This window comes from Tistrella mobilis KA081020-065, assembly GCF_000264455.2.
GTDB classification, from domain to species: domain Bacteria; phylum Pseudomonadota; class Alphaproteobacteria; order Tistrellales; family Tistrellaceae; genus Tistrella; species Tistrella mobilis.
Genome location: NC_017958.1, coordinates 517,269 through 537,947, shown reverse-complemented (window position 1 = coordinate 537,947; position 20,679 = coordinate 517,269). Strand labels below are relative to the sequence as shown.

The 20,679-nt window shown below is 67.8% G+C and carries 18 protein-coding genes and 1 pseudogene; 10 read left to right on the top strand and 9 right to left on the bottom strand.

The features are described from left to right. Positions 1–40: 40 nt before the first annotated feature. Positions 41–502, bottom strand: a complete 462-nt coding sequence (locus TMO_RS31920) for a hypothetical protein (protein WP_187297895.1) — start codon at positions 500–502, stop codon at positions 41–43. 192 nt (positions 503–694) lie between these two features. Between TMO_RS31920 and TMO_RS26210 the strand changes: the two genes are divergently transcribed. Continuing rightward, positions 695–1,036 carry a helix-turn-helix domain-containing protein gene (locus TMO_RS26210; protein ID WP_014748087.1) on the top strand — a complete coding sequence of 114 codons (342 nt, stop codon included), beginning with the start codon at positions 695–697 and terminating at the stop codon, positions 1,034–1,036. A gap of 364 nt (positions 1,037–1,400) precedes the next feature. After that, positions 1,401–2,063 carry a hypothetical protein gene (locus tag TMO_RS26205; protein WP_051045625.1) on the top strand — a complete coding sequence of 221 codons (663 nt, stop codon included), beginning with the start codon at positions 1,401–1,403 and terminating at the stop codon, positions 2,061–2,063. A 247-nt stretch (positions 2,064–2,310) separates the two neighbouring features. Here the strand turns inward: TMO_RS26205 and TMO_RS26200 are convergent, their stop codons facing one another. Then, complete coding sequence (locus tag TMO_RS26200) at positions 2,311–3,378, bottom strand: fatty acid desaturase (RefSeq protein ID WP_014748085.1); 1,068 nt, start codon at positions 3,376–3,378, stop codon at positions 2,311–2,313. Between the two features lie 375 nt (positions 3,379–3,753). Continuing rightward, complete coding sequence (locus TMO_RS26195) at positions 3,754–5,301, bottom strand: acyl-CoA carboxylase subunit beta (protein WP_041607619.1); 1,548 nt, start codon at positions 5,299–5,301, stop codon at positions 3,754–3,756. Positions 5,302–5,503: 202 nt separating this feature from the next. On the opposite strand from TMO_RS26195, the gene TMO_RS26190 reads away from it, so the two are divergent. Both TMO_RS26190 and TMO_RS26185 read left to right on the top strand, forming a co-directional pair. Beyond that, positions 5,504–7,252, top strand: a complete 1,749-nt coding sequence (locus tag TMO_RS26190; protein ID WP_014748083.1) for an AMP-binding protein — start codon at positions 5,504–5,506, stop codon at positions 7,250–7,252. A 410-nt stretch (positions 7,253–7,662) separates the two neighbouring features. Beyond that, positions 7,663–8,634: a class I SAM-dependent methyltransferase gene (locus tag TMO_RS26185; protein WP_014748082.1), complete on the top strand. Its 972-nt coding sequence runs from the start codon at positions 7,663–7,665 to the stop codon at positions 8,632–8,634. Here TMO_RS26185 and TMO_RS26180 read toward each other — a convergent pair. Continuing rightward, positions 8,631–9,314 (bottom strand): hypothetical protein, encoded by a 684-nt coding sequence (locus tag TMO_RS26180; protein WP_145978450.1) that lies wholly within the window; start codon positions 9,312–9,314, stop codon positions 8,631–8,633. The two genes, TMO_RS26185 and TMO_RS26180, sit on opposite strands and share 4 nt — an antisense overlap. A gap of 242 nt (positions 9,315–9,556) precedes the next feature. Between TMO_RS26180 and ykgO the strand changes: the two genes are divergently transcribed. From ykgO to glcF, 4 genes and pseudogenes are all read left to right on the top strand, one after another. Further along, positions 9,557–9,682, top strand: a complete 126-nt coding sequence (ykgO, locus tag TMO_RS26175; RefSeq protein ID WP_014748080.1) for a type B 50S ribosomal protein L36 — start codon at positions 9,557–9,559, stop codon at positions 9,680–9,682. A gap of 207 nt (positions 9,683–9,889) precedes the next feature. Continuing rightward, positions 9,890–11,377, top strand: a complete 1,488-nt coding sequence (locus TMO_RS26170) for an FAD-linked oxidase C-terminal domain-containing protein (protein WP_014748079.1) — start codon at positions 9,890–9,892, stop codon at positions 11,375–11,377. Between the two features lie 4 nt (positions 11,378–11,381). Next, positions 11,382–12,614 carry a glycolate oxidase subunit GlcE gene (gene glcE, locus TMO_RS26165; protein WP_014748078.1) on the top strand — a complete coding sequence of 411 codons (1,233 nt, stop codon included), beginning with the start codon at positions 11,382–11,384 and terminating at the stop codon, positions 12,612–12,614. Continuing rightward, positions 12,611–13,943: pseudogene (gene glcF / locus TMO_RS26160) on the top strand (glycolate oxidase subunit GlcF). The gene glcE and the pseudogene glcF overlap by 4 nt, the downstream one beginning before the upstream one ends. Before the next feature lie 619 nt (positions 13,944–14,562). Here glcF and TMO_RS31915 read toward each other — a convergent pair. The 5 genes from TMO_RS31915 to TMO_RS30945 all read right to left on the bottom strand — a co-directional run bounded on the left by TMO_RS31915 (position 14,563) and on the right by TMO_RS30945 (position 18,218). Then, entirely contained in the window at positions 14,563–14,700 is a 138-nt protein-coding gene (locus tag TMO_RS31915; RefSeq protein WP_187297894.1) for a hypothetical protein, read from the bottom strand. Between the two features lie 135 nt (positions 14,701–14,835). Then, positions 14,836–15,702, bottom strand: a complete 867-nt coding sequence (locus TMO_RS26150) for a sulfotransferase domain-containing protein (RefSeq protein ID WP_014748076.1) — start codon at positions 15,700–15,702, stop codon at positions 14,836–14,838. Continuing rightward, positions 15,699–16,547: an HPr kinase gene (locus TMO_RS26145; RefSeq protein ID WP_014748075.1), complete on the bottom strand. Its 849-nt coding sequence runs from the start codon at positions 16,545–16,547 to the stop codon at positions 15,699–15,701. The genes TMO_RS26150 and TMO_RS26145 overlap by 4 nt, the downstream gene beginning before the upstream one ends. Continuing rightward, the gene (locus tag TMO_RS26140; RefSeq protein ID WP_041607881.1) at positions 16,547–16,996 is read right to left on the bottom strand and encodes an RrF2 family transcriptional regulator; all 450 of its coding nucleotides are present in this window, start codon (positions 16,994–16,996) and stop codon (positions 16,547–16,549) included. Before TMO_RS26140 ends, TMO_RS26145 begins: the two co-directional genes overlap by 1 nt. Continuing rightward, complete coding sequence (locus TMO_RS30945) at positions 16,929–18,218, bottom strand: MFS transporter (RefSeq protein WP_014748073.1); 1,290 nt, start codon at positions 18,216–18,218, stop codon at positions 16,929–16,931. The genes TMO_RS26140 and TMO_RS30945 overlap by 68 nt, the downstream gene beginning before the upstream one ends. Before the next feature lie 286 nt (positions 18,219–18,504). On the opposite strand from TMO_RS30945, the gene TMO_RS26130 reads away from it, so the two are divergent. Together TMO_RS26130 and TMO_RS26125 are read left to right on the top strand one after the other, a co-directional pair. Further along, a complete protein-coding gene (locus tag TMO_RS26130; RefSeq protein WP_014748072.1) occupies positions 18,505–19,905 on the top strand; it encodes a PLP-dependent aminotransferase family protein in 1,401 nt (466 codons plus the stop codon). Between the two features lie 289 nt (positions 19,906–20,194). After that, entirely contained in the window at positions 20,195–20,665 is a 471-nt protein-coding gene (locus TMO_RS26125) for an NUDIX hydrolase (protein WP_041607879.1), read from the top strand. The last annotated feature ends 14 nt before the right edge of the window (positions 20,666–20,679 follow it).

Sequence of the window (20,679 nt, the reverse complement as noted above, 5' to 3'; positions counted from 1 at the left end):
TCGGATACAGGCGGGGCGGCGCGAACCGGCAGGCAGGCCGTCACCACATCGGTGACCACGCTCGCGGTGCCGGTGACGTCGAAACGCTGCACGGGCAGCCGGGCGCCATGCATCTCGAACCGCGTCTCGCCGGCCAGCCGCTCTCGCCTTCGGGGCGCAGCATGTCGGGCGTGGGGCCGGCCCAACAGATGCCGTTCTGGGCGGGCCCATCCCCCACCCGCCACACCACCTCCAGCGCCGCCACCCCCGGCGGCACCCGCCCACCGGCGCGGGCGGCGCCGGCCAGTGCCACCCAATACAGCACCGGCCCGCCGCCGGCGCGGCAGCTGGCGACCAGCACACTCTCCCGCCCCTCGGCCGCCAGATACCAGACCGGCCGCGCCGCACCCCCCGCACCACCGCCCGGCGGCGCCGGGTCGAAAGGGACAAGTTCAGTCGGCAGACGCTGCCAGGCGGCATGGGCGGGGGGTGGGAGGGTGAGGGCGATCCCCGCCGCCGCCATGGCTACCAACCACCTGCCCGATCTGCGTTCGCCCTGCGGATTTCCTGTCGCCATGCCCCCAGCCCCATCCCCAGTTGATCCGTTCGGCCACCACACGCCGGACGCCACCCATATCCTAAAATTACATAGGGTAAAATACCCCGTGAATTACGCAGATGGTCAGCCGATGGCTTTGTCCGCAGGATCGGGCCCATGGACATCGGCATTCACATCGGCACACGCATCAGAGCGTTCCGCGAAGCCCGCGGTCTGACGCAGGCGCAGCTTGCCCAATTGATGCGCAAGAACGTCGAAACCATCTCAAATTTCGAACGCGGCCGGGTGATCACCAGCATCCGCACGCTCGACCAGCTCGCCCGCATCCTGAACGTGCGGATCGCCGACTTCTTCCTCGACACCCTGCCCGCCCCCGGCGAACTGCAGACGCTGTCCGACAGCGCCCTGAAGGTTCTCAACGGGGTGAAGCTGTTGCCGGAAGAAGATGTGGAACTGCTGGCGGGGATTGTGGGGGTGATGGAGCGGCGGCGGCGCTGAAAAGCGTGTTCGAAGACCGGTACCGCCGTGCTGAATTCCGAAAGAGTGCTGGATAGACGACTGAGACAGGTGTCAGATTTTATGCGATAAATCTATCCATGGTTATATTGCGCGCACCATCATGACCGCAACCATGGGGCCGGATGTTCCGAAAACGCAGATACCCGCCTTTCCTTCAGGCAGGAATCACAAAACCCGCCATGTAAGGCGGGTTTTGGATCGTAAGCCATTGACGATGAGGGGGGGCTTTCGCCCGCATTCTCAAAGCCGATGTCCTAAAATTTAGGACATTAGATACCAAAAGTCAATGGACCGGTGGTCAGGCTACGCTCCTCCGGACTGCAAGAACAAGAAGGGGCCTGCCATGGTCTTCACGCCTGCCGAACTGCATGACTTGCCGGGTGTCATATCAGCGCCGCGCTTTGCAACCTATCTGCAGGCCACTGGAAACGATCGGGCACGGGCGCTCGCGCTCTATGAATGGAATCTGGACCTGTCAGCCGCATTCATCGTGCCACTCCAGATTTGTGAGGTCGCCGTGCGTAACGGCGTGGCCGAAGCCATCGAGAAGGTCCACGGTGCCACATGGCCCTGGTCGAACGGCTTCTTACGGAGCCTGCCGCGTCCCAAACGGGCATCTGACTATAATCCGGAATCGGACCTTCGGGCCGTGGCTGCGCGGCAACCGACGGTCGGCAAAGTGGTGGCTGAACTGAAGTTTGCGTTCTGGGAGAAGATTTTCACGGCCGGGCAGGATAGCCGCATCTGGAAAGCACACTTTACGACATCCTTTCCTGGCGCGCCTCCTGCTCTCGGCGTGGCCGGTGCTCGCGCGAAAGCATATGACGATTTGCGGGCGATCCGCGCCCTTCGCAACCGAATCGCGCACCATGAACCGATTTTCACCAGGGATACCGTGGCGGATTATGAGATGGTGCGTGAGCTGATCGCCTGGCGGAGCCCGGTAGCTGCCCGCTGGGTGAACCGCAAGCAGGGGGTTCTTGCCCTGATATCGAACAGACCCTGACATTCTGCGATCACATCGCCCCCACCGACCCGGAACCTTCAGATTCACACCGAACAATGGCAGCAAAGCGGGGACGATGGTCCGGATATTCCGATGCGGCAGCTGAAGACGGTGGGCAGGCTTACGCCGGATGGGGGGCTGCGGTGGAGGTTCCGGGGCGTCGCGAGGGTGTCCGCGCAGTGCATGACCGGATCCGTACCTTCCGTCGCAAGATGCCGCGTCTGACTGTGGAGGAGATCCCGGCTGATCAGTCCCCGCTCTGCGCGATCCGGGCTGTTGCGGGGGCGGGGCCGGCCGCCGGCATTGGCGTGGCGGGGATGTGATCGGCCTCCCGGAACATCACCATCCGGCCGTGGTCCTCGTCCCACAGCGCATAGCGCAGGGCGCTGAGGCCGTCTCTGAGGGAGAGGGTCGGCACGTCGCGCAGCCGGGGGATCGACTCATGGCATTCCTGAAGCCGGTAGTTCGGAATGCGCGGGTTCAGGTGGTGGATGTGGTGGTAGCCGATATTCCCGGTGAACCACTGAAGAACAGCCGGCAGACGCAGATAGGTCGATCCCTGGAGCGATGCCGAGACGGCATCCCAGTCATCCTGGCGTGCCCACCGCGTCGTTGCGGCCCGATGCTGGACGGAGAACAACCATACGCCGATGATGGATGCGAATATCATGATCGGAAGCTGCACGCTCGCGACCTCGCCGAAGCCGAGCAGCAGGCCGAGCCCGCCGAACAGGGCGACCAGGACGATGTCGGTGACATAGACGGCCCTGCGCTCGCGCCGCCAGGCCCGCGGGGTGTCGAAGGGCACCCTGTAGAGCCCCAGGAAGACCAGCGGCGGCAGAAGAATGTTCGCCACGATCGGGTGGCGGGTCGTGCGGTGCCACCAGCGCCGCCGCGGGCTCAATTCGTGATATTCGGCGACGGTGAGACAGGATGAATAGATGTCGGCACCGCTTTCCCGGCGATCGAGATTGTTCCACACCCCGTGATGGCCGGCATGCTGATGGCGCCACGAGGCGTAGGGGGCCAGGGTGAGCAGGCTGCAGGCAAAGCCCAGAAGATCATTGGCACGGCGATGGTGAAAGAACGCCCGATGGCCGCAATCATGCTGAATGATGAAGATGCGCACCAGAAAACCCGCGGCAAGCGGTGCCAGTGCCAGGGAAAGCCAGTAGGACACGCCGGCTGACAGATACATCGCGGCCGCGGTCACCCCGAAGCCGCCGAACGAGGTGATGGCCTGGAAGAGGCTTTTGCGCAAAATGGGCGCCTGGAAGCGTCTTACGTCCAGTCTCAGCTCTGCACCGTCGCCCATGCGTCTCTCCCGTGATCGGATTCAGGGATCGGCAAAGGCTCTGCGTCGCAAGGGCCGCCCTGGGGATGTGAAGGCCGTGTCCGCCGGCATCGCCGGCCGCCGGCGTCATCGCTTTCCACCGGGGGTGGCGGCTTCACGCGTCACTGAAATCACCCGGACTGCCGGCAAGTCATCTGTCCCGTCTTTCGGGGGCCGGTCTTAAATATATGGGGCTCTGGATGGTGGCGGACAATGACCTCATTCTTCTTCGCGATACCAAAAGACATCCACCGGACAACAGCATCCCGGCGCGAATTGCGCAAATATTCCGGAACACTCCGATGGACGGAAGCCCCACCGCCCGGCGGGGCTTCCGTGGCGGATCGGCCCGTGGGCTCAGGGCCGGAAGCCGGCCGCCCTGAAGCCCGGCCTGCGCAGCGGCGCCGCGAGGTTTGCGAATTCGCAGAGCAGCGGGCGGGTGTCGCGGGGGTCGATGATCTCCTCGATCGAAAAAGCCTCGGCGCTGCGGAAGGGGGAGCGGACCTTTTCCAGGCGTTCGGTGATTTCGGCCATGGCCGCCTCGCGGTCAGGCGCCTTGTCCAGTTCGGCGCGATAGGCCACCTCGATGCCGCCTTCCATGGGCAGAGAGCCCCAGTCGCCCGAGGGCCAGGCAAAGCGATAGCGCGCGCGAGTATGGTTCATCATCGCCGCGCCGGCCACGCCGAAGGCGCGGCGGATGACCACCGTGCACCAGGGCACCCGCGCCTGATACACCGCCGACAGCGCCCGGGCGCCGTGGCGGATGGTGGCGGTCTTCTCGGCATCCAGCCCGATCAGGAAGCCCGGGATGTCGACCAGATGCACCACCGGCAGATGGAAGGTGTCGGCAAGGTCCACGAAGCGCACCACCTTCTGCGCCGTGTCGGCCGTCCAGCCGCCGCCGTAGAAATGCGGGTCGCTGGCCAGCACCGCCACCGGCCAGCCGTCGATCCGGGCGAGGCCGGTGATGGCCGAGCGGCCGAACCACTTGCCCATCTCGAAGAAACTGCCCTGGTCGACCACCGATTTCACGACCCGGCGCATGTCGTAGACCCGGCGGCGCTCCTTCGGTACCGCCTTGATCAGCCAGTCGTCGCGGCGCTCGGGATCATCGGTCGGCGCGATCCGGGGCGGCAGTTCGTCCACCGAGGACGGCAGGTAAGAGAGGAAGCGGCGGGCGCGCTCGAACGCCTCGGCCTCGCTGTCGACCACATCGTCGACCGCGCCGGCTTTGGCGTGGATCATCGCCCCGCCCAGCTCTTCCTTGGTCAGGCTTTCGCCGGCGCGCGCCACCACCGCGGGGCCGGCGATGAACATCTGCGAGATATCCTTCACCATCAGCGAATAATGGCTCGCCACCGTCTTGGCGGCGCCCAGCCCCGCCACCGAGCCCAGCGCCAGCGCCACGACCGGGATGGTCTCAAGGTTCTGCACCACCACCTCCCAGCCGGGATTGGCGGGCACATAGGTATGGCCGATGGTCTCGTAGGATTTCACCGACCCGCCGCCGCCGGTGCCGTCGACCAGGCGGATCAGCGGCTGGCGGTATTCCCCGGCGAGCTTTTCGCACTGCACCTGCTTTTCGTGGATCGAGGCGTCGGCGGCGCCGCCGCGGACGGTGAAATCGTCGCCGCCCACCACCACCGGCCGGCCGTCGATCCGGCCGCGGCCGAAGACGAAATTGGCCGGCGACAGATCGACCAGCTGGCCCTCGGCATCATAGCTGCCGCGGCCGGCGACCGAGCCGATCTCGCGGAAACTGCCCTGGTCCAGCAGGGCGTCGATGCGCTCCCGCACCGTCAGCTTGCCATTGGCATGCTGGCGCGCGACCTTCTCTTCACCACCCATCCGCGCGGTCATCGCCTGACGACGGCGCAGTTCCTCGATATCGGCTTCCCAGCTCATATGGAACGTTTCCTCGTTCTTGTTGTCCGCAAAGTATGAGCGATGCATCGGAGGCGATCAAATAAACGTTTGAATTAGCCCGGGGCCGGTGCTTCACTTGGGATCATGCGCGGGGCAGGGATCCGCTGCCGAAGACCGGGGCATGCAGGCCCCAGCGGGAGACGGCGGGCGGCCCGCGCGCGAGAGAGGAGACGCCCGGACCATGACCACCGCCGCCGCTGCGCCCGCCACATCGTCGGGCTTCGCTGACGAAGCCGCCTATCTCGCCCATGTGGCGAAGCTCCGCGAGGATCGCTGGCCGGCGGAGCTGCCGCGCCAGGCGCATTACCCGCTGGGCGAGATCGCGATCACCGACTATCTGAGCCGCCGCGCGGCCGCCAACCCCGACAAGACCGCGATCATCTTCTATGGCCGCGAGATCAGCTTCAGCGATCTGGACCGGCTGTCGGACCGCTTCGCCGCCCATCTGGCCGCGCTCGGCCTGGTGCCGGGCGACCGGGTCGCCGTGTTCCTGCCCAACTGCCCGCAATTCCTGATCGCCTTTTACGGCATCCTCAAGGCCGGCTGCATCCATGTGCCGGTCAACCCGATGTTCAAGGAACTGGAACTCGCCTACGAGCTGAACGACACCGAAGCCAAGGTGATCGTGGTGCTGGACCAGCTTTATCCGCTGGTCGAGGCGGTGCGGGCCAAAACAGCGCTGAAGACGGTCTACACCACCGCCTTCGCCGACATGGCGCCCGAGGGCGAGCCGACCCTGCCGGTGCCGGCCGGGCTGTTCGCGGCTCCGCGCGACTGCGCCGGCGCCGATGGCCGCTTCATGGAGGTGCTGGCGGCGGAGACCGGTCCGCGCCCCGACCACAAAGCCGATCTGGATGCCTGGGCCGCGATCAACTACACCGGCGGCACCACCGGCATGCCCAAGGGCTGCATCCACACCCAGCGCGACATGGTCTATACCTCGGCCGCCTCGGCGAGCTTCGTGTCGCCGGGCGACGAGACCGACGTGCTGCTGAACTTCCTGCCGGTGTTCTGGATCGCGGGCGAGAATCTGGGCGTGCTGCTGCCGGTGTTCAGCGGCTCGACCATGGTGCTGCTGGCGCGCTGGGACGGCGATGCGGTGCTGGCCGCGATCGAGCGCTACAGGGTCAGCCGCGGTTCGATGATCATGGACAACATCGTCGAACTGATGGACCGGCCCGACATCACCGCCCGCGATCTCTCGTCGCTGCGGTCCATGACCACGATCTCGTTCGTGAAGAAGCTGAACCCCGAATTCCGCCGCCGCTGGCACGAATTGACCGGCCTCACGCTCCGCGAAACCTCGTACGGCATGACCGAGACCCACACCTCGGACACCTTCACCACCGGCATGCAGACGGATGATTACGACCTGAAATCCGCCCCGGTCTTCGTGGGCTTCCCGGTCCCCGGCACCGAGGTCAAGATCTGCGATTTCGCGACCGGAGAGCTGAAGCCGCTCGGCGCCGAGGGCGAGGTGCTGATCCGCACGCCGTCTCTGCTCAAGGGCTATCTCAACAAGCCCGAGGCCACCGAACAGGCGCTGGTCGACGGCTGGCTGCGCACCGGCGATATCGGCGTGATCGAAGAGGACGGATCGTTCCGCTATCTGGGCCGGCGCAAGGAGATGCTGAAGGTCAAGGGCATGAGCGTCTTCCCGTCGGAAATCGAGACGCTGCTGGGCCAGCACCCGGCCATCGCCGGCAGCGCCGTGATCGGCCGCCCCGATGCCGACAAGGGCGAGGTGCCGGTCGCCTTCATCCGGCTCGATCCCGACCGCGCAGAGGGCATCACCGCTGATGTGCTCGACGCCTGGTGCCGCAAGGCCATGGCGGTCTACAAGGTGCCCGAGATCCGCATCGTCGACGCCCTGCCGATGACGGCGACCGGCAAGGTGAAGAAGGAAGAGCTGGCGAAGAGCCTGGGGTGAGGGTTTGTTAGCCCCTCGCCGGGTGGGTGCCGCCGTGCCCTTGGAGTCCTTTAGTCCCTCGCCGGGCGGGCACTCCGTGGCCTTGGCCGCCGCCTCAATGGCGGGAGTCTATTTGGCCCTCGCCGGGCGGGCACTCCGTGGCCTTGGCCGCCGCTTCAATGGCGGGAGTCTATTTGGCCCTCGCCGGGCGGGCATTCCATGCCCTTGGCCGCCGCCTCAATGGCGGCTTGCGCCCGCACGAAGGGGGCGGGCGCGGGGTGTTGTGACGGGGGGATGGTCCGTTACCTTGCATCTGATGCATTCCGGGGCGGTCCGCGATTGAGCGGACCGCCCTTCGCCGTCTATGCTGTCGGGGCCGCGCGGGTGCGGCCGGGACGGGGCGAACGACAGGCACGGAGATCACGCGACGCATGGCGCGACAATCAGCGCGGCGGAAGCCCACGCGGCCGGGATTGCGGCAGCGGTTCCTGGCGTGGTGGCGCGGGCGCAATCAGCCGGTGCTCGCCCTGCCGGCACCGACGCCGGCCTTGCCGATCCTGGATCTGATCAACCGGGTGGACCCCGATCCGCCGTCGGACGATCAGGTGATCGGCAAGAAGGGCAAGGGGCCGCTGTGGACGGTGGACCGGATCACGGTCGCCGAACATCTGTGGGGGGAAGGCTTCATCCAGCCCGGCGGCCCGGAGCTGGTCGACGAGCTGATCCGGCCGCTGAGCCTGGACAATTCCATGCAGGTGCTGGATATCGGCGCGGGGCTGGGCGGGGTGGCGCGTGCGATCACCAGGCAAACCGATGCCTGGGTGACCGCCTTCGAGCCCGACCCGCTGCTGGCCGAACGCGGCAACGAGTATTCGACCAAGGCCGGACTTGGCCGCAAGGCGCCGGTGCAGCGCTTCGATGCCGGGGAAAGCAAGCTTAAGCAGAACATCTATGACGCGGTGATCAGCCGGGAAGCGCTGTTCACCATGCCCGACAAGCCACAGCTGATCCGCAACCTGGCCGGTGCGCTGAAGCCGCAGACCGGGCAGATGCTGTTCACCGATTACATGCTGCCGAGCAGCGGCTATGTGATCCCGGATCTCCGGACCTGGGCGGCGGTGGAGCCGGTGATGCCGGATCCCTGGAGCCTGGACGATGCGCTGGCGACCATGGAGGCGCTGCGCCTGGATGTGCGCATCCGCGACGACATCAGCGAACTGGTTCACCGGATGATCCGCCGCGGCTGGGCGGACTTCGCCAAACGGCTGGAGGGCGGCAACATGACCCGCGGCTTCCGCCGGGCGCTGCTGAAAGAGATCGAGATGTGGGCGGCGCGCGCGACGCTGATCGAACGCGGCCATCTGAAGGTGTATCGCGTTTACGCCCGGCGGGTCGGCCGCTAGAGCCATGTCCGGTCGACAGGACCTGCGGAGATGCGCTGAGCGTCCGGTCTGGTACGTATCTCTTCCTGTTCGGATGGGCGGATCTGATCGGGAACGGCCTCGGATGCAGGTGCTGCAAGCGGGCACCGGGCCCACCATCCGGCCTCGCTCCGCGTGTCCTTCACCGGCGCCATCGTGTCATAGCCGATCGCGATCTTGCCCGGATGATCGAGCGGGCTGCAGATCACATAGCGCCAGCCCGAATAGATCCAGCCGTTGAACAGGAAGTAGCGGTGAAGCATGACCAGCTCTGCCGGGTGTCTGTACCAGTCCATGGGCGACAGGCGTGAGAGTGGCACGACCTCGTCCGGATGGTCGGGATGACAGAGCAGATTTTCCGGCGGATACCAGGGCGGCCAATCCTCTCTGGCCTCCCCGCGGCCGGCCGCGATGTCCTCGGAAGCTCTTTCGCGGGCGCCCGCCCGGTACTTTGCCGCGCGATACTTTCCCGCCCCGGAGGCGCGCGAGCCCTTCGACCGGCATTCGTCGTCCAGAAGAATGCCAACGGTGCGCCCGACGACGATCAGTCGCCGCGCCTTGCGGAGCACACGGTGGCGATGGGCAACCGTTCGCAGCTGCGGCCATCTGTTTTCACTGGCAAGCCGGGCGGCCCGCAAACAGAGGCTGACGCTGCGTTCCACCTCGGACCCGGTCAATCGGCAGGGCTCCCACGCTTTGGATGAACATGGCCTCGATCCTGGCCGAAACGGCCCGCCAGGGGCAGGGGCGACGATGCGGCCGCATGCGGCCGCGGGACATGATCAAAACCCCGCGCTTCCGCGTTGACAGCCGCAGGGGGCATCGATATCCTCCGCGCACTTTTCGCCTGAGGAGGAGCCCGGGGCAGTGCCCGAGGGCGCGTGAACCCGCGAGGACCAGACCGATGAAGGTGATCAACTCCCTGAAGAGCGCCAAGAAGCGCGACAAGAACTGCCGCGTCGTGCGCCGCAAGGGCCGCGTTTACATCATCAACAAGTCCAACCCGCGCATGAAGTGCCGCCAGGGCTGATCCATCGGATCGGCCGGCAGCCTTCGGCGCCGGACTTGCGATGATCCCGGGAGATCGTGCCCGGGGGACGCTTTCGAAACGGCCGCCGTCCTTCGGGACGGCGGCCGTTTTGCGTCTGAAGCGTTTCGCGTTTCCGGATCGGTCGGGCGGTATATGATGTCTGCTCTGCGTTCAACCTCGCGCCGCGCGACCCGAGGAGACGACCCGATGCGCATGCCCGCCCCCGAAGCCGCAGCCCTTGCCCAGAGAGACGAGCTGATCGCCGAATTCCGCGCCCTGCTGGGACGCGATGCCGTGATCGCCGACCAGACCGGGCTGGAGGTCTACGAGAATGACGGGCTGACCGCCTATGCCCAGAAGCCGATGGTCGCGGTGCTGCCGGCCACGACCGACGAGGTGGCAGGGGTGCTGAAGATCTGCGCCCGGCGCGGCATAAGGGTGGTGCCGCGCGGGGCCGGGACCTCTTTGTCGGGCGGTGCGCTGCCGCTGGCCGACGGGGTGCTGCTCGGCCTGGGGCGGTTCAACCGTATTCTGGATGTGGACGTCGCCAATCGCTGTGCGGTTGTGCAGCCGGGAGTGCCGAACCTGGCGATCACCACCGCGGTCGCGGCACATGGGCTGTATTACGCGCCCGATCCGTCGAGCCAGATCGCCTGTTCGATCGGCGGCAATGTCGCCGAGAATGCCGGCGGGGTGCATTGCCTGAAATATGGCGTCACCACCAACAACATCCTGGGGCTGGAGATCGTGCTGATCGACGGCACGGTGGTCCGGCTGGGCGGCCGGCATATGGATGCCGGCGGCTATGATCTGATGGGCGTGCTGACCGGATCGGAAGGCCTGCTGGGGGTGGTGACCGAGGTGACGGTGCGGCTGCTGCCGCGGCCCGAAACCGTGCGCGCCCTGCTGATGGGCTTTCCGCAGGTGGCCGATGCCGGCGCCTGCGTCGCCGAAATCATCGGGGCCGGGATCGTGCCCGCGGGCCTCGAGATGATGGACCGCGACGCGATCCATGCGGCGGAGGCCTTTTGCGATGCCGGCTATCCGCTGGATGTGGAGGCGCTGCTGATCGCCGAACTGGACGGGCCGGGGCCCGAGGTGGAGGCGCTGATCGCCCGCGTCGCCGCCATTGCGCGCGCGGCCGGCGCCACCAGTCTGCGCGAAAGCCGCGACGAGGCCGAACGCCAGCGCTTCTGGGCCGGACGCAAGGCGGCCTTCCCTGCCGTGGGGCGGATCTCGCCCGACTATTACTGCATGGACGGCACCATCCCGCGCGGCCGGCTGCCCGAGATGCTGGGGATCATTTCCGGGCTGACGCGCGAATACGGGCTGCGCTGCGCCAATGTCTTCCATGCCGGCGACGGCAATCTGCATCCGCTGATCCTGTACGATGCCAATGCGCCCGGCGAGCTGGAGCGGGCCGAGGCCTTCGGCGCCGAAATCCTGAAGGCCTGCGTGCGGCTGGGCGGCGTGCTGACCGGCGAACACGGCGTCGGTATCGAAAAGCGCGATCTGATGAGCGAGATGTTCACCGAAACCGACCTGGCCCATCAGCAGCGGCTGAAATGCGCCTTCGACCCCGACGGGCTGCTGAACCCGGGCAAGGTGTTCCCGACCCTGCATCGGTGCGCGGAGCTGGGCCGGATGCATGTCCATCACGGGCAGCTGCCCCACGCCCATCTGCCGAGGTTCTGAGCCGATGACCACAGAGAGCTTCAGGCCCGCCGATGCGGCTGAGCTGGTGGAGATCGTGGCCGCATCGGCCGCGGCCGGAGGCAGTCTGGCCGTGGTGGCCGGCGGCAGCAAGGCCGGGCTGGGCCGGCCGGTCGAGGCGGCGGCGCGGCTGGATCTGGGGGCGCTGACCGGCATCGTGGACTATCAGCCGGAAGAGCTGATGCTGACCGCGCGGCCGGCAACGCCGCTGGCCGAGGTGGCGGCCCTGCTGGCCGGGCGCGGCCAGATGCTGGCCTTCGAGCCGCCGGGCCTTGCCGCGCTTTGCGGCACATCCGGTGCCGTGCCGACGCTGGGCGGCACGGTTGCGGCGGGGCTGGCCGGCCCGCGGCGGATCCGCGCCGGCAGCGCCCGCGACCATCTTCTGGGGCTGGAAGCGGTGAGCGGTCGCGGCGAACGCTTCAAGGCCGGGGCGAAGGTCGTCAAGAACGTCACCGGCTATGACCTGCCCAAGCTGATCGCCGGCAGCTTCGGCACGCTGGCAATCATGACCGAGATGACATTGAAGGTGCTGCCCGCGCCCGAAGATGCCGTCACCCTGGTGCTGCCGATGGCGGCGGCCCCGGCGGTGGCCGCCATGGCCCGGCTGCAGGCCGGGCCGCTGGAGCCGACGGCGCTGGCCTGGCTGCCGTCGACGCTGGCGCGGGCCGCCGATCTGCCGGATGCGCGGGACGGTGCGCTGCTGGTGCGCTTCGAAGGTCCCGACGGCGCGCTGGCCGACCGGGTCGGCCGGGCGGAAGAGAGCGGGCTTGGCGGCTGCGCGGCGGTGCTGGATCTGGCCCACAGCCAAAAGTTGTGGAATTGGATTGCCGAGGTTGTGCCGATCCTGGCGCCGGAGTCCCGGGAGGTGGTCTGGCGGCTGTCGGTGCCGCCGGCCGCAGGCGCGGCGCTGCTCTATGATGCGGTGGCGGGTGTCGGCGCGCGCGGCTTCATCGACTGGGGCGGCGGGCTGGTCTGGCTGGCGGTGCCGGCAGAGGCCGGTGACGACGGGGGAGCGACCGCGCTGCGGGCCCTGGTCGCCCGCAATGGCGGCGGCCATGCCACGCTGATGCGCGGCCCCGAGCCCCTGCGCCGGCGGGTGCCGGTGTTCGAGCCCGAAGCGCCCGGGCTCGCGGCCCTGTCGGAACGGGTGCGCCAGGGTTTCGATCCGCTTCGTCTGCTGAATCCCGGCCGCATGCGCGGCGAGGAGACCCGCCCATGAAGACCAGTTTCGCCCCCGACCGCCTGGCCGACCCCGCGATCGCCGAGGCCGAGCAGATCCTGCGGCGCTGCGTGCATTGCGGCTTCTGCACCGCCACCTGCCCGACCTTTCTGGAACTGGGCGACGAGCGCGACAGCCCGCGCGGCCGGATCTACATGATGAAGGGTATGCTGGAGCGCGACGAGCCGGCGACGGCGGATGTCGTGCGCCATATCGACCGCTGCCTGGGCTGCTTCGCCTGCATGACCACCTGCCCGTCGGGCGTGGATTACATGCACCTGTCCGACATGGCGCGGGCGCGGGTGGCGGAGACCTATACCCGGCCACTGCCCGAACGGCTGCTGCGCGGCCTGCTGGCCCGGCTGCTGCCCTATCCGGGCCGGTTCCGGGCGGCGCTGATCGGCGGGCGGATCGCGAAACGGCTGGGTCTCGACCGCTGGCTGGGCGGCCTCAGGCCCGAACTCAAGGCCATGATGGCGCTGATGCCCGACGAGGTGCCGGCACCGGCTGCCACCGACCGGCCGCAGCTCTGGCCGGCCGAAGGTACCCGCCGGGGGCGGGTGGCGCTGCTGGCCGGCTGCGCCCAGCAGGTGCTGGCGCCGGGGATCAATGCCGCGACCATCCGGGTGCTGACCCGCCATGGCTTCGATGTGGTGGTGGCGCGCGAGGCCGGGTGCTGCGGTGCGCTGGTGCAGCATATGGGGCTGATGGAGCAGGCGCGGGACCAGGCCCGGCGCAATGTCGCCGCCTGGGCGGCGCTGGCGGACCAGCCGGGCGGGCTGGACGCCATCGTGGTCACGACATCCGGCTGCGGCACGCCGATCAAGGATTACGGCCATCTTCTGGCGGGCGACGCCTATTATGCCGATCGGGCCCGGCTGGTGGCGGGGCTGGCCCGCGACGTGACCGAGGTGCTGGCGGGGCTGGATCTGACGCCGGTGCGCAGCCTGCCGGCCGGGCTGCCGGTCGCCTATCACGCTGCCTGTTCATTGCAGCACGGCCAGAAGATCCGCGACCTGCCGAAAGAGGTGCTGAAACGGCTGGGCGTCACGCCGCTGGAGCCGGCCGAACCCCATATCTGCTGCGGCTCTGCCGGCACCTATAACATGCTCCAGCCGGAACTGGCCGGGCGGCTGGGGGGCCCGCAAGGCACAGAACCTGCGCCGCACCGGGGCGGCGGTGGTGGCGGCGGGCAATCTGGGCTGCCTGACCCAGATCGCCGCGCATATGCCCGAAGCCCGCTTCATTCATACCGTCGAACTGGCCGACTGGCTGACTGGCGGGCCGGTGCCCGAGGCGCTGGCCGGGGCGGTCGACGGGGTGGTGTGAGCGTGGTCAGGAGACGTTGTCGTCGCTGTCGAGCTTGGTCATGCCACCGATAGCGGTTTCCGACATCAGCAATTCGGCGAGCCGGGCTGTTTGACCCGGATCACCACGCCGGTATCCGGGGCGCCGGCGGCTATGACGCTGGACGGTTGATGGGGGGAAACTGAAAGGGATCAGGATGTGCCGGAGACGTTGTCATAATATGGTCCGGTGGCCAACGCCGTTTCTGATGCGGGGCTCAGGCTCAGCTTGGGCTTACGCCAGGCTTGGCGTGAGGGGAGGGCCTTCCGGTTGTCGACCTTTTTAGCCATGTGGTGGCAGCTTTCATTGCTGGATAGAGGGATCACACTTTCGGCTTAAAGCCAGCAATATGATTACAGTATTCGCACGCGAGATGTCTATCTGCCAAGTCGACGGTCGATCGTCATTTCTGAATGGGGTGCGGATCGGTCGATAGCCGCCGGACAGGGCGATTGTCGCGCCATGGGCGGCCGCGAGTCGGGCGAAGCGGGCCGGGGGCAGCGCGGCGCCCCGGGCTGTGTGGCCCGGATCACCCCGCCGGTGCCCAAGGCGCCGGCGGGGTGATCCGGCGGGTGCGGTTGCCGGCGCGGCGAGAGCCGGATCAGGAGACGGCGGTTTTGCCGTCGGCGCTGGAGCGGAGAGCAAACGCCGTCGTTGACGTCCGGATCTGGCTCAGCTGGGGCTTGTGCCAGGCTTTAGGCGAGGTGGAGATCTTCTGGTTGCAGATCTTCTTCATCATGTTACTTCAGCTTTCATTTTGAGCAGAGAACATATTCTCTCAGCTTGGAGCTTCAAAATGATTGTATTCAAGCCGGGAGGTCTCCGCGATGCCTGATCGACAGCCGGTCTTCATCGTAAAAGGAGTGTGGATCAGTCAGCGATAGCCGAACCGGGCCATCACCGTGCCATGGGCGGCTTCGATCCGGGCCGCCTGGGCGGGGGTGAGCGCGCTCGGCCAGCCGGCGGCGCGGCCCTGGCGGAAGAAGCGTCGGCCGGGGGCGGCGGCGTTGGTGAAGCCGGTTTCGGCTTCGCGGTGTTGCAGGCGGCTGAATGTGGTGCCGGCGACCGCACCGGCGACGGTTGCCGGATCATCGGGCCAGCCGAGGAAACCGGCGATGCGCGCGAAGGCCTGGTGCGGATCGGCGACCATGTCCTCGTAGCGGATGATCAGCCGTGGAAACCCCAAAGCGGCGGCGGTCCAGCTGTCGACATGGGCCGACCAGCTGCCGAGCGGCTGGCGGAGCTGGCCGTAAAGACCGTCGCCGCCGGTGTCGAGGGCGGCGTCGGGCTGCGTCAGGAGATCGATCGCGGCATCGATCGACAGGCCCCAGTGATGGGCATTGGAAACGGCAAGATCGCGCGGATCGCGGATCAGATAAACGGCACCGCGGGTCAGTGCGGCGGGGAAGACCGGTCGACCCTCGGGTGTGGCGGTGAACGCCTCATGCGTGCGATGGAGATGCAGGCCGGGTTCCGCCGTCAGCCGCCGTGCGAAGGCGGCCGGGCGGAGGCTGGAGGCCTCGTCATCGGTGAACCAGGCACTGTCGAGGCCGAGGCTGCGATCGAAAAGCGCCCGGTTGCTGGCCATGGTGAGCCAGCCCTGATCGAGCACGTCGAAATCCGGCGCCGCGCCGCCATGCTTCAGGCTCCACAGCGACAGCCGGAGCCAGGTGCTGCCGGATTTGGGATAGGCCGTCACCCAGACGAAGCCGTCGCCCGGCGTGATGTGGTGCGCGGTCATGGCATGGCCTCGATATGATCGGCGAGCCGGGCCGGGGCCTGCCAGTCGCGGCGATGACGCAGAAGAGTGAGCGGCGCACGGCCGAGCAGGGCCGCGACCTCGGCGAAGATCGGACGAGCCCCGCGCAGGATACGGCCTTCGTGAAGCTGGCGGACGTTGCCCTCCATGGTCTGGAAGCCTTTGAGGCCACGGGCCGGCAACACCTCCAGATCGCGGCCGCCGATGGTCTGCCAGAGGTGGAAGATCGCCAGAACCGGCAGGGAGGTCGTGTGCTGCGCCGTCGGCAGATGACGCAATCGCGGCACGCCCGCCCGCCGGATCCGCGGCGGTGGGGCATTGATGCGGCCGGCATAGCGGGCGCCGGCATCGGCATGCAGGGTGAGCCCGGCCGGGCCCGGCAGGATGAGGGCCGGCCCTGGCAGGCCCGAGAGCACGACGATGCCGTCGGCCAGCAGATGATGACCACGGGCGAGGAGTTCGGCCGCAAGCAGGGATTTGCCGCTGCCGGAAGCACCGGCGAGCAGCACGGCCCGCCCGCCGATCACCACCGCCGTGCCCGAAACCGGCAGCAGGCCGTGGATATGGCAGGCAAGGCCGGGGAGCATGTCTTCCGCAAGCAGCAGCCGGGCGGCCGCGGGATCGGCGGCACCGGTGGTGTCGAGCACCGCGCGGGTGGCGGCGGCATCCAGATGGCAGGCACCGCCGATGGGACCGGTGAGGCGGATGCTGCGGTCGGCCTCGATCCGGATCAGCGGGCCGGCATCCAGCGGCGGCGCGTCAGGCAAAGGCGGCAGCGGCCCTTCGGTGACGGTGATCTCGGGGACGGCGGCGGCTGCGCTTGCCATCAGATGTGGTACATCAGGGTCTGGCGGTCGGCATCCGACAGATTGCGCATTTCGGCGAGCGTGCGGTTGTCGAGGATGCCGGCGATGGCATTGCGGACATCCATCATCATCAGCCGTACGGCGCACTGTTCCTCGTTGGTGCAGTCCTCGCAGCGGCGATAGGAACGGCGGCTGGCGCAGGCGATCGGGGCGAGCGGGCCGTCGAGCACCCGGATCACATGACCGATCCGGATGTCGGATGCCGGGCGGGCGAGGGTATAGCCGCCGCCCTTGCCCTTCTTGCTGTGCACGAAGCCGGCATTGCGCAGCTCGCCCAGGATCGCGTCGAGGAATTTCTTGGGGATCTCGTTCTCGGCGGCGATGTCGGAGACCAGGGACAATTCACCCGGCTCTTTGCCTGCCAGGTGTACCAGGGCCTTGAGCCCGTATTTGCCCTTGTTGGTCAGCATTTTGGTCGGGGGTCTCCGCAGGCCGCGTCGGAAAGTCTTTGTGGCCGGTAGAGATAGTGGAATGACGCCACAGGATCAACGCTGCAAGGCAGAGCACGGCACCGAAACCCGTCAGGGCCGTCGTCTGTCCCCATTGGTCGGCGGCGGCACCGGTCAGGATCACCGGCAGACTGAAGCCTGTATAGGCGAGCAGGAAGAAGCCGGCGGTCGCCCGGGTGGCGGCCTCGCCGGCCCGCATCAGCACGCCGGCGAGGCCGCCCGCATGGATCAGCCCGTAGCAGGCGGTGGCCGCCAGCGCCGTGCCGACGAAGACCGCCGCGATGCTGCCCGACAGGGCGCCCCAGGCGATGAGCGGATAGCTGGCCACCAGCGCCAGCAGGCCACGGCGGATTGCCCGTTCCGGGGCCATGCGCCGGGCCACCGGCACCGTCAGGATGCCGGGCACGATCACCAGGAAGGTGGCGAAACCGGCATGGGCGCCGAGCCCGGCCCGGGCGAGGCTGGCGGGCAGCACCGCGATCACCAGCCCGACCACGGCCCAGGCGATGCAGATCGCGCCGCCGAAGACCAGGGTGCCGGGCGGGAAAGCGGGCCAGCGCAGGCCGGTGCCCCCGGAGGTGAGGCGCAGTGCATCGGGCAGGCCGTGCAGGCCGGTGAGGGCCAGAAGTGCCATGCCGATCCAGATCGGGCCGCTGACGGGTTGCATCCAGGACTGCGGATCGAGCAGCAGGCAGAGCGCGGTGAGCGCCGCACCGAAACCGAAGCCGAAGGTGGTCGCGACCGAAACCCGCGCCGCGATCCGCCGCGGATCGGTGCCGGGCGGGCATTGCGCGGCCATCAGAGCGGGCGCGAGGGTCGAGGTGCCGGCGACGGCGATGCCGAGCAGGGCGCGCGACAGGCCGAGCATGAGAATGCCCGGCCAGAGGATCATGACCAGACTGGCGGTGAGCGCAAGGCCGAGGGCGAGCCTCGCGGTGTTGAGCGCTCCCAGACGATCGGGCAGGCCGCTGCCGGCCAGCAGCACCGGCAGCGCGCCGCCGACATAGGCCGCGAAGGCGAGCCCGGCCATGGCAGTCCCCTGGCCATCGGCTTCCGCCAGCCGGGCGCTGAGCGGGGTGAACAGATTGCCGGCAGTGGTGACGGTGAGCAGGGCGAAGGCCAGTCGCCCCGGTCGGCCGGTGCGGGCGTGGTGTGGTGCGGCGGTGTCGAGATCTGTGGTCATCCGGCAGCTTCCCAGGCGCGGCGGACATGCCGCGCCGGTCAGGCTGCCGCGGGATCCCGCCCCTCGCCAGGGACAGGGCGTCCCGGAGACGACCAGACTGTACCTGGAAGCGACAGGTACGGTTCAGCGGATGCCTGTGGACGAGGCCGCCCCAGACCTCGTCGAACCGGTCGTTGCACAGATTTCCGGCCCCGGCTTCCGGTAACGGCGATCATCATGACCGCTCGACCGTACCCCTTGACTGGCGGTACGGTTGGCGCGCCCTGTTCAATCGGAGGCCCGCAGTTTGATTGCCCCCCTCGACCGCAGCCGCCCCGAACCGCTGGCCGATCAGCTGGTCGCCGCCGTGATCGCCTGGATCGAGGCGCGCGGGGCGGAGACGGCTGCGGGTGCGGCCCTGCCGTCGATCCGCCGGCTGGCGGCAGAGACGGGGGTGAGCCGCAACACGGTGGTCGAGGCCTATGACCGGCTGGTGGCCGAGGGGCGCATCCTGTCGCGGCCGGGGGTGGGGTTCCGGGTGGCGTCGCCTGCAGCACCGCTGCCGCCGGCCGCCCCCGATCCGGGCGGGGTGGCGGCGGTGGCGGACCGGGTGTGGCGGCTTTATGACGACCGGCCGGCGCTGCTCAGGCTGGGCGGCGGCCGACTGCCCGACGACTGGCACGACACCACCGATCTGGCGCGCGCCATCCGCCGGGTCACGCGCGAGGGCGGGCGGGCGCTGATCGATTATGGCACGCCTTTGGGCGAGCCGCGGCTGCGCCGGCTGGTGGCGCAGCGCCTGGCCCGGCTGTCGGTGCCGGTGGCGGAAGACCGGGTGATGCTGACCACCGGCGCCAGCCAGGCGCTGGATGTGGTGATCCGTGCCTTGACCAGGCCGGGCGATGCGGTGCTGGTGGAAGATCCGGGCTATCACAATCTGTTCGGCTTGCTGCGCCTGCAGGGCGTGCGGATGGTGGCGGTGCCGCGCCGGGCGGACGGGCCGGATCTTCAGGCGCTGGACGCGGCGGCGGCCGCAAGCGGTGCCCGGCTGTTCGTGACCAACGGCGTGCTCCACAACCCGACCGGATCGACCACCACGCCCCAGATCGCCCATGGCCTGCTGACGGTTGCGGCGCGCCACGACCTGACCATCGTCGAAGACGACATCTATGCCGACTTCGAAGAGGGCGTGCCGGCCATAAGGCTGGCGGCGCTGGACGGGCTCGACCGGGTGGTGATGGTGGGCAGTTTCTCGAAACCGCTCTCATCCGCACTCAGGGTCGGCTATGTGGCGGCGGCGCCATCGCGGATGCGCGGGCTGGTCGATGTGAAGATGCTGTCCTCGGTCGCCTCGTCGCGCTTCGCCGAACAGGTGATGGCGGTGCTGATCGAGACCGGCGGCCTGCGGCGCACGGCAGAAGCGCTGACCCGGCGCCTGACCCGCCAGCGCGCCGCCCTGCTGCCGGCGCTGCGCCGGGCCGGCTGGCGGCTGTTCACCGAACCCCGCGGTGGCATGTTCGTCTGGGCGGCGCATGAAGACGCAGCCGATGCCCGCCTGCTGGTCGACGCGGCGGCCGCCCGCGGCATCGGCCTGGTCTCCGGCGCGGTGTTCCGGCCAGGGCTGGAGGAGGGGCCGTGGCTTCGGATCAACATCGCCGCCGCGGCAGATCCGCGGGCGCGGGCGTTTCTGAAGGATCCGTCCGGCTGAGCGATCAGAGATCCTGCGGCAGCAGCAGCGGGCCGGTGCCGGGGGCGAAGACGTGTTCGTTGAGGTTGCAGCCGGGGCCCTTGCGGTCGACGACCAGAAGATGGGCCATGTCCAGCACCGTCGGCGGCATAAAATCGGTGCAATTTGGAAGAAACATGGCTTTGAGCAAGCTGTAAGCGGCTTTAATCTGAGTTCGAAATCCGGCCGGTATCATTCCCGTCGCCATTGGGCGCTAGCCCAAGTATCATGAAATACGATGACTCTCACACATTGGCAGGTCTACCTCCCCATGACCTTTCGGCATCAGATCATTCCGGCGGTTTATCTCGTGTTGATGGAAGGAAAGCGCCTGCTGATGCTCCGTCGAGCAGGTACCGGTTATATGGACGGCTATTATAGCTTAGTTGCCGGTCACCTCGACGGTGGTGAACCGCTGAGCCGTGCGATTGCGCGCGAGGCGGAAGAGGAGATAGGTATTTTTATCGCTCAAGAGGCACTACAGTTGATTCACGTTGTACATACACCGCCTGAGCCGGGAGATGCTCCAGGGCAAGAGCGGATTGATTTTTACTTTAAAGCGTCGATTTTTTCCGGCGAAATATCGAACTGTGAACTGCATAAATGTGACGATATTAGATGGTTTGACATAGACCAGTTGCCCAAGAACATGGTGCCGCGCGTCGCCGTGGCGCTCGACGGAATTTTCGCTGGAACCATTCTGTCGGAACCACACTGGGTCGAACTGGCGCGGTCGACGTAAGGGGCGTATTCTTT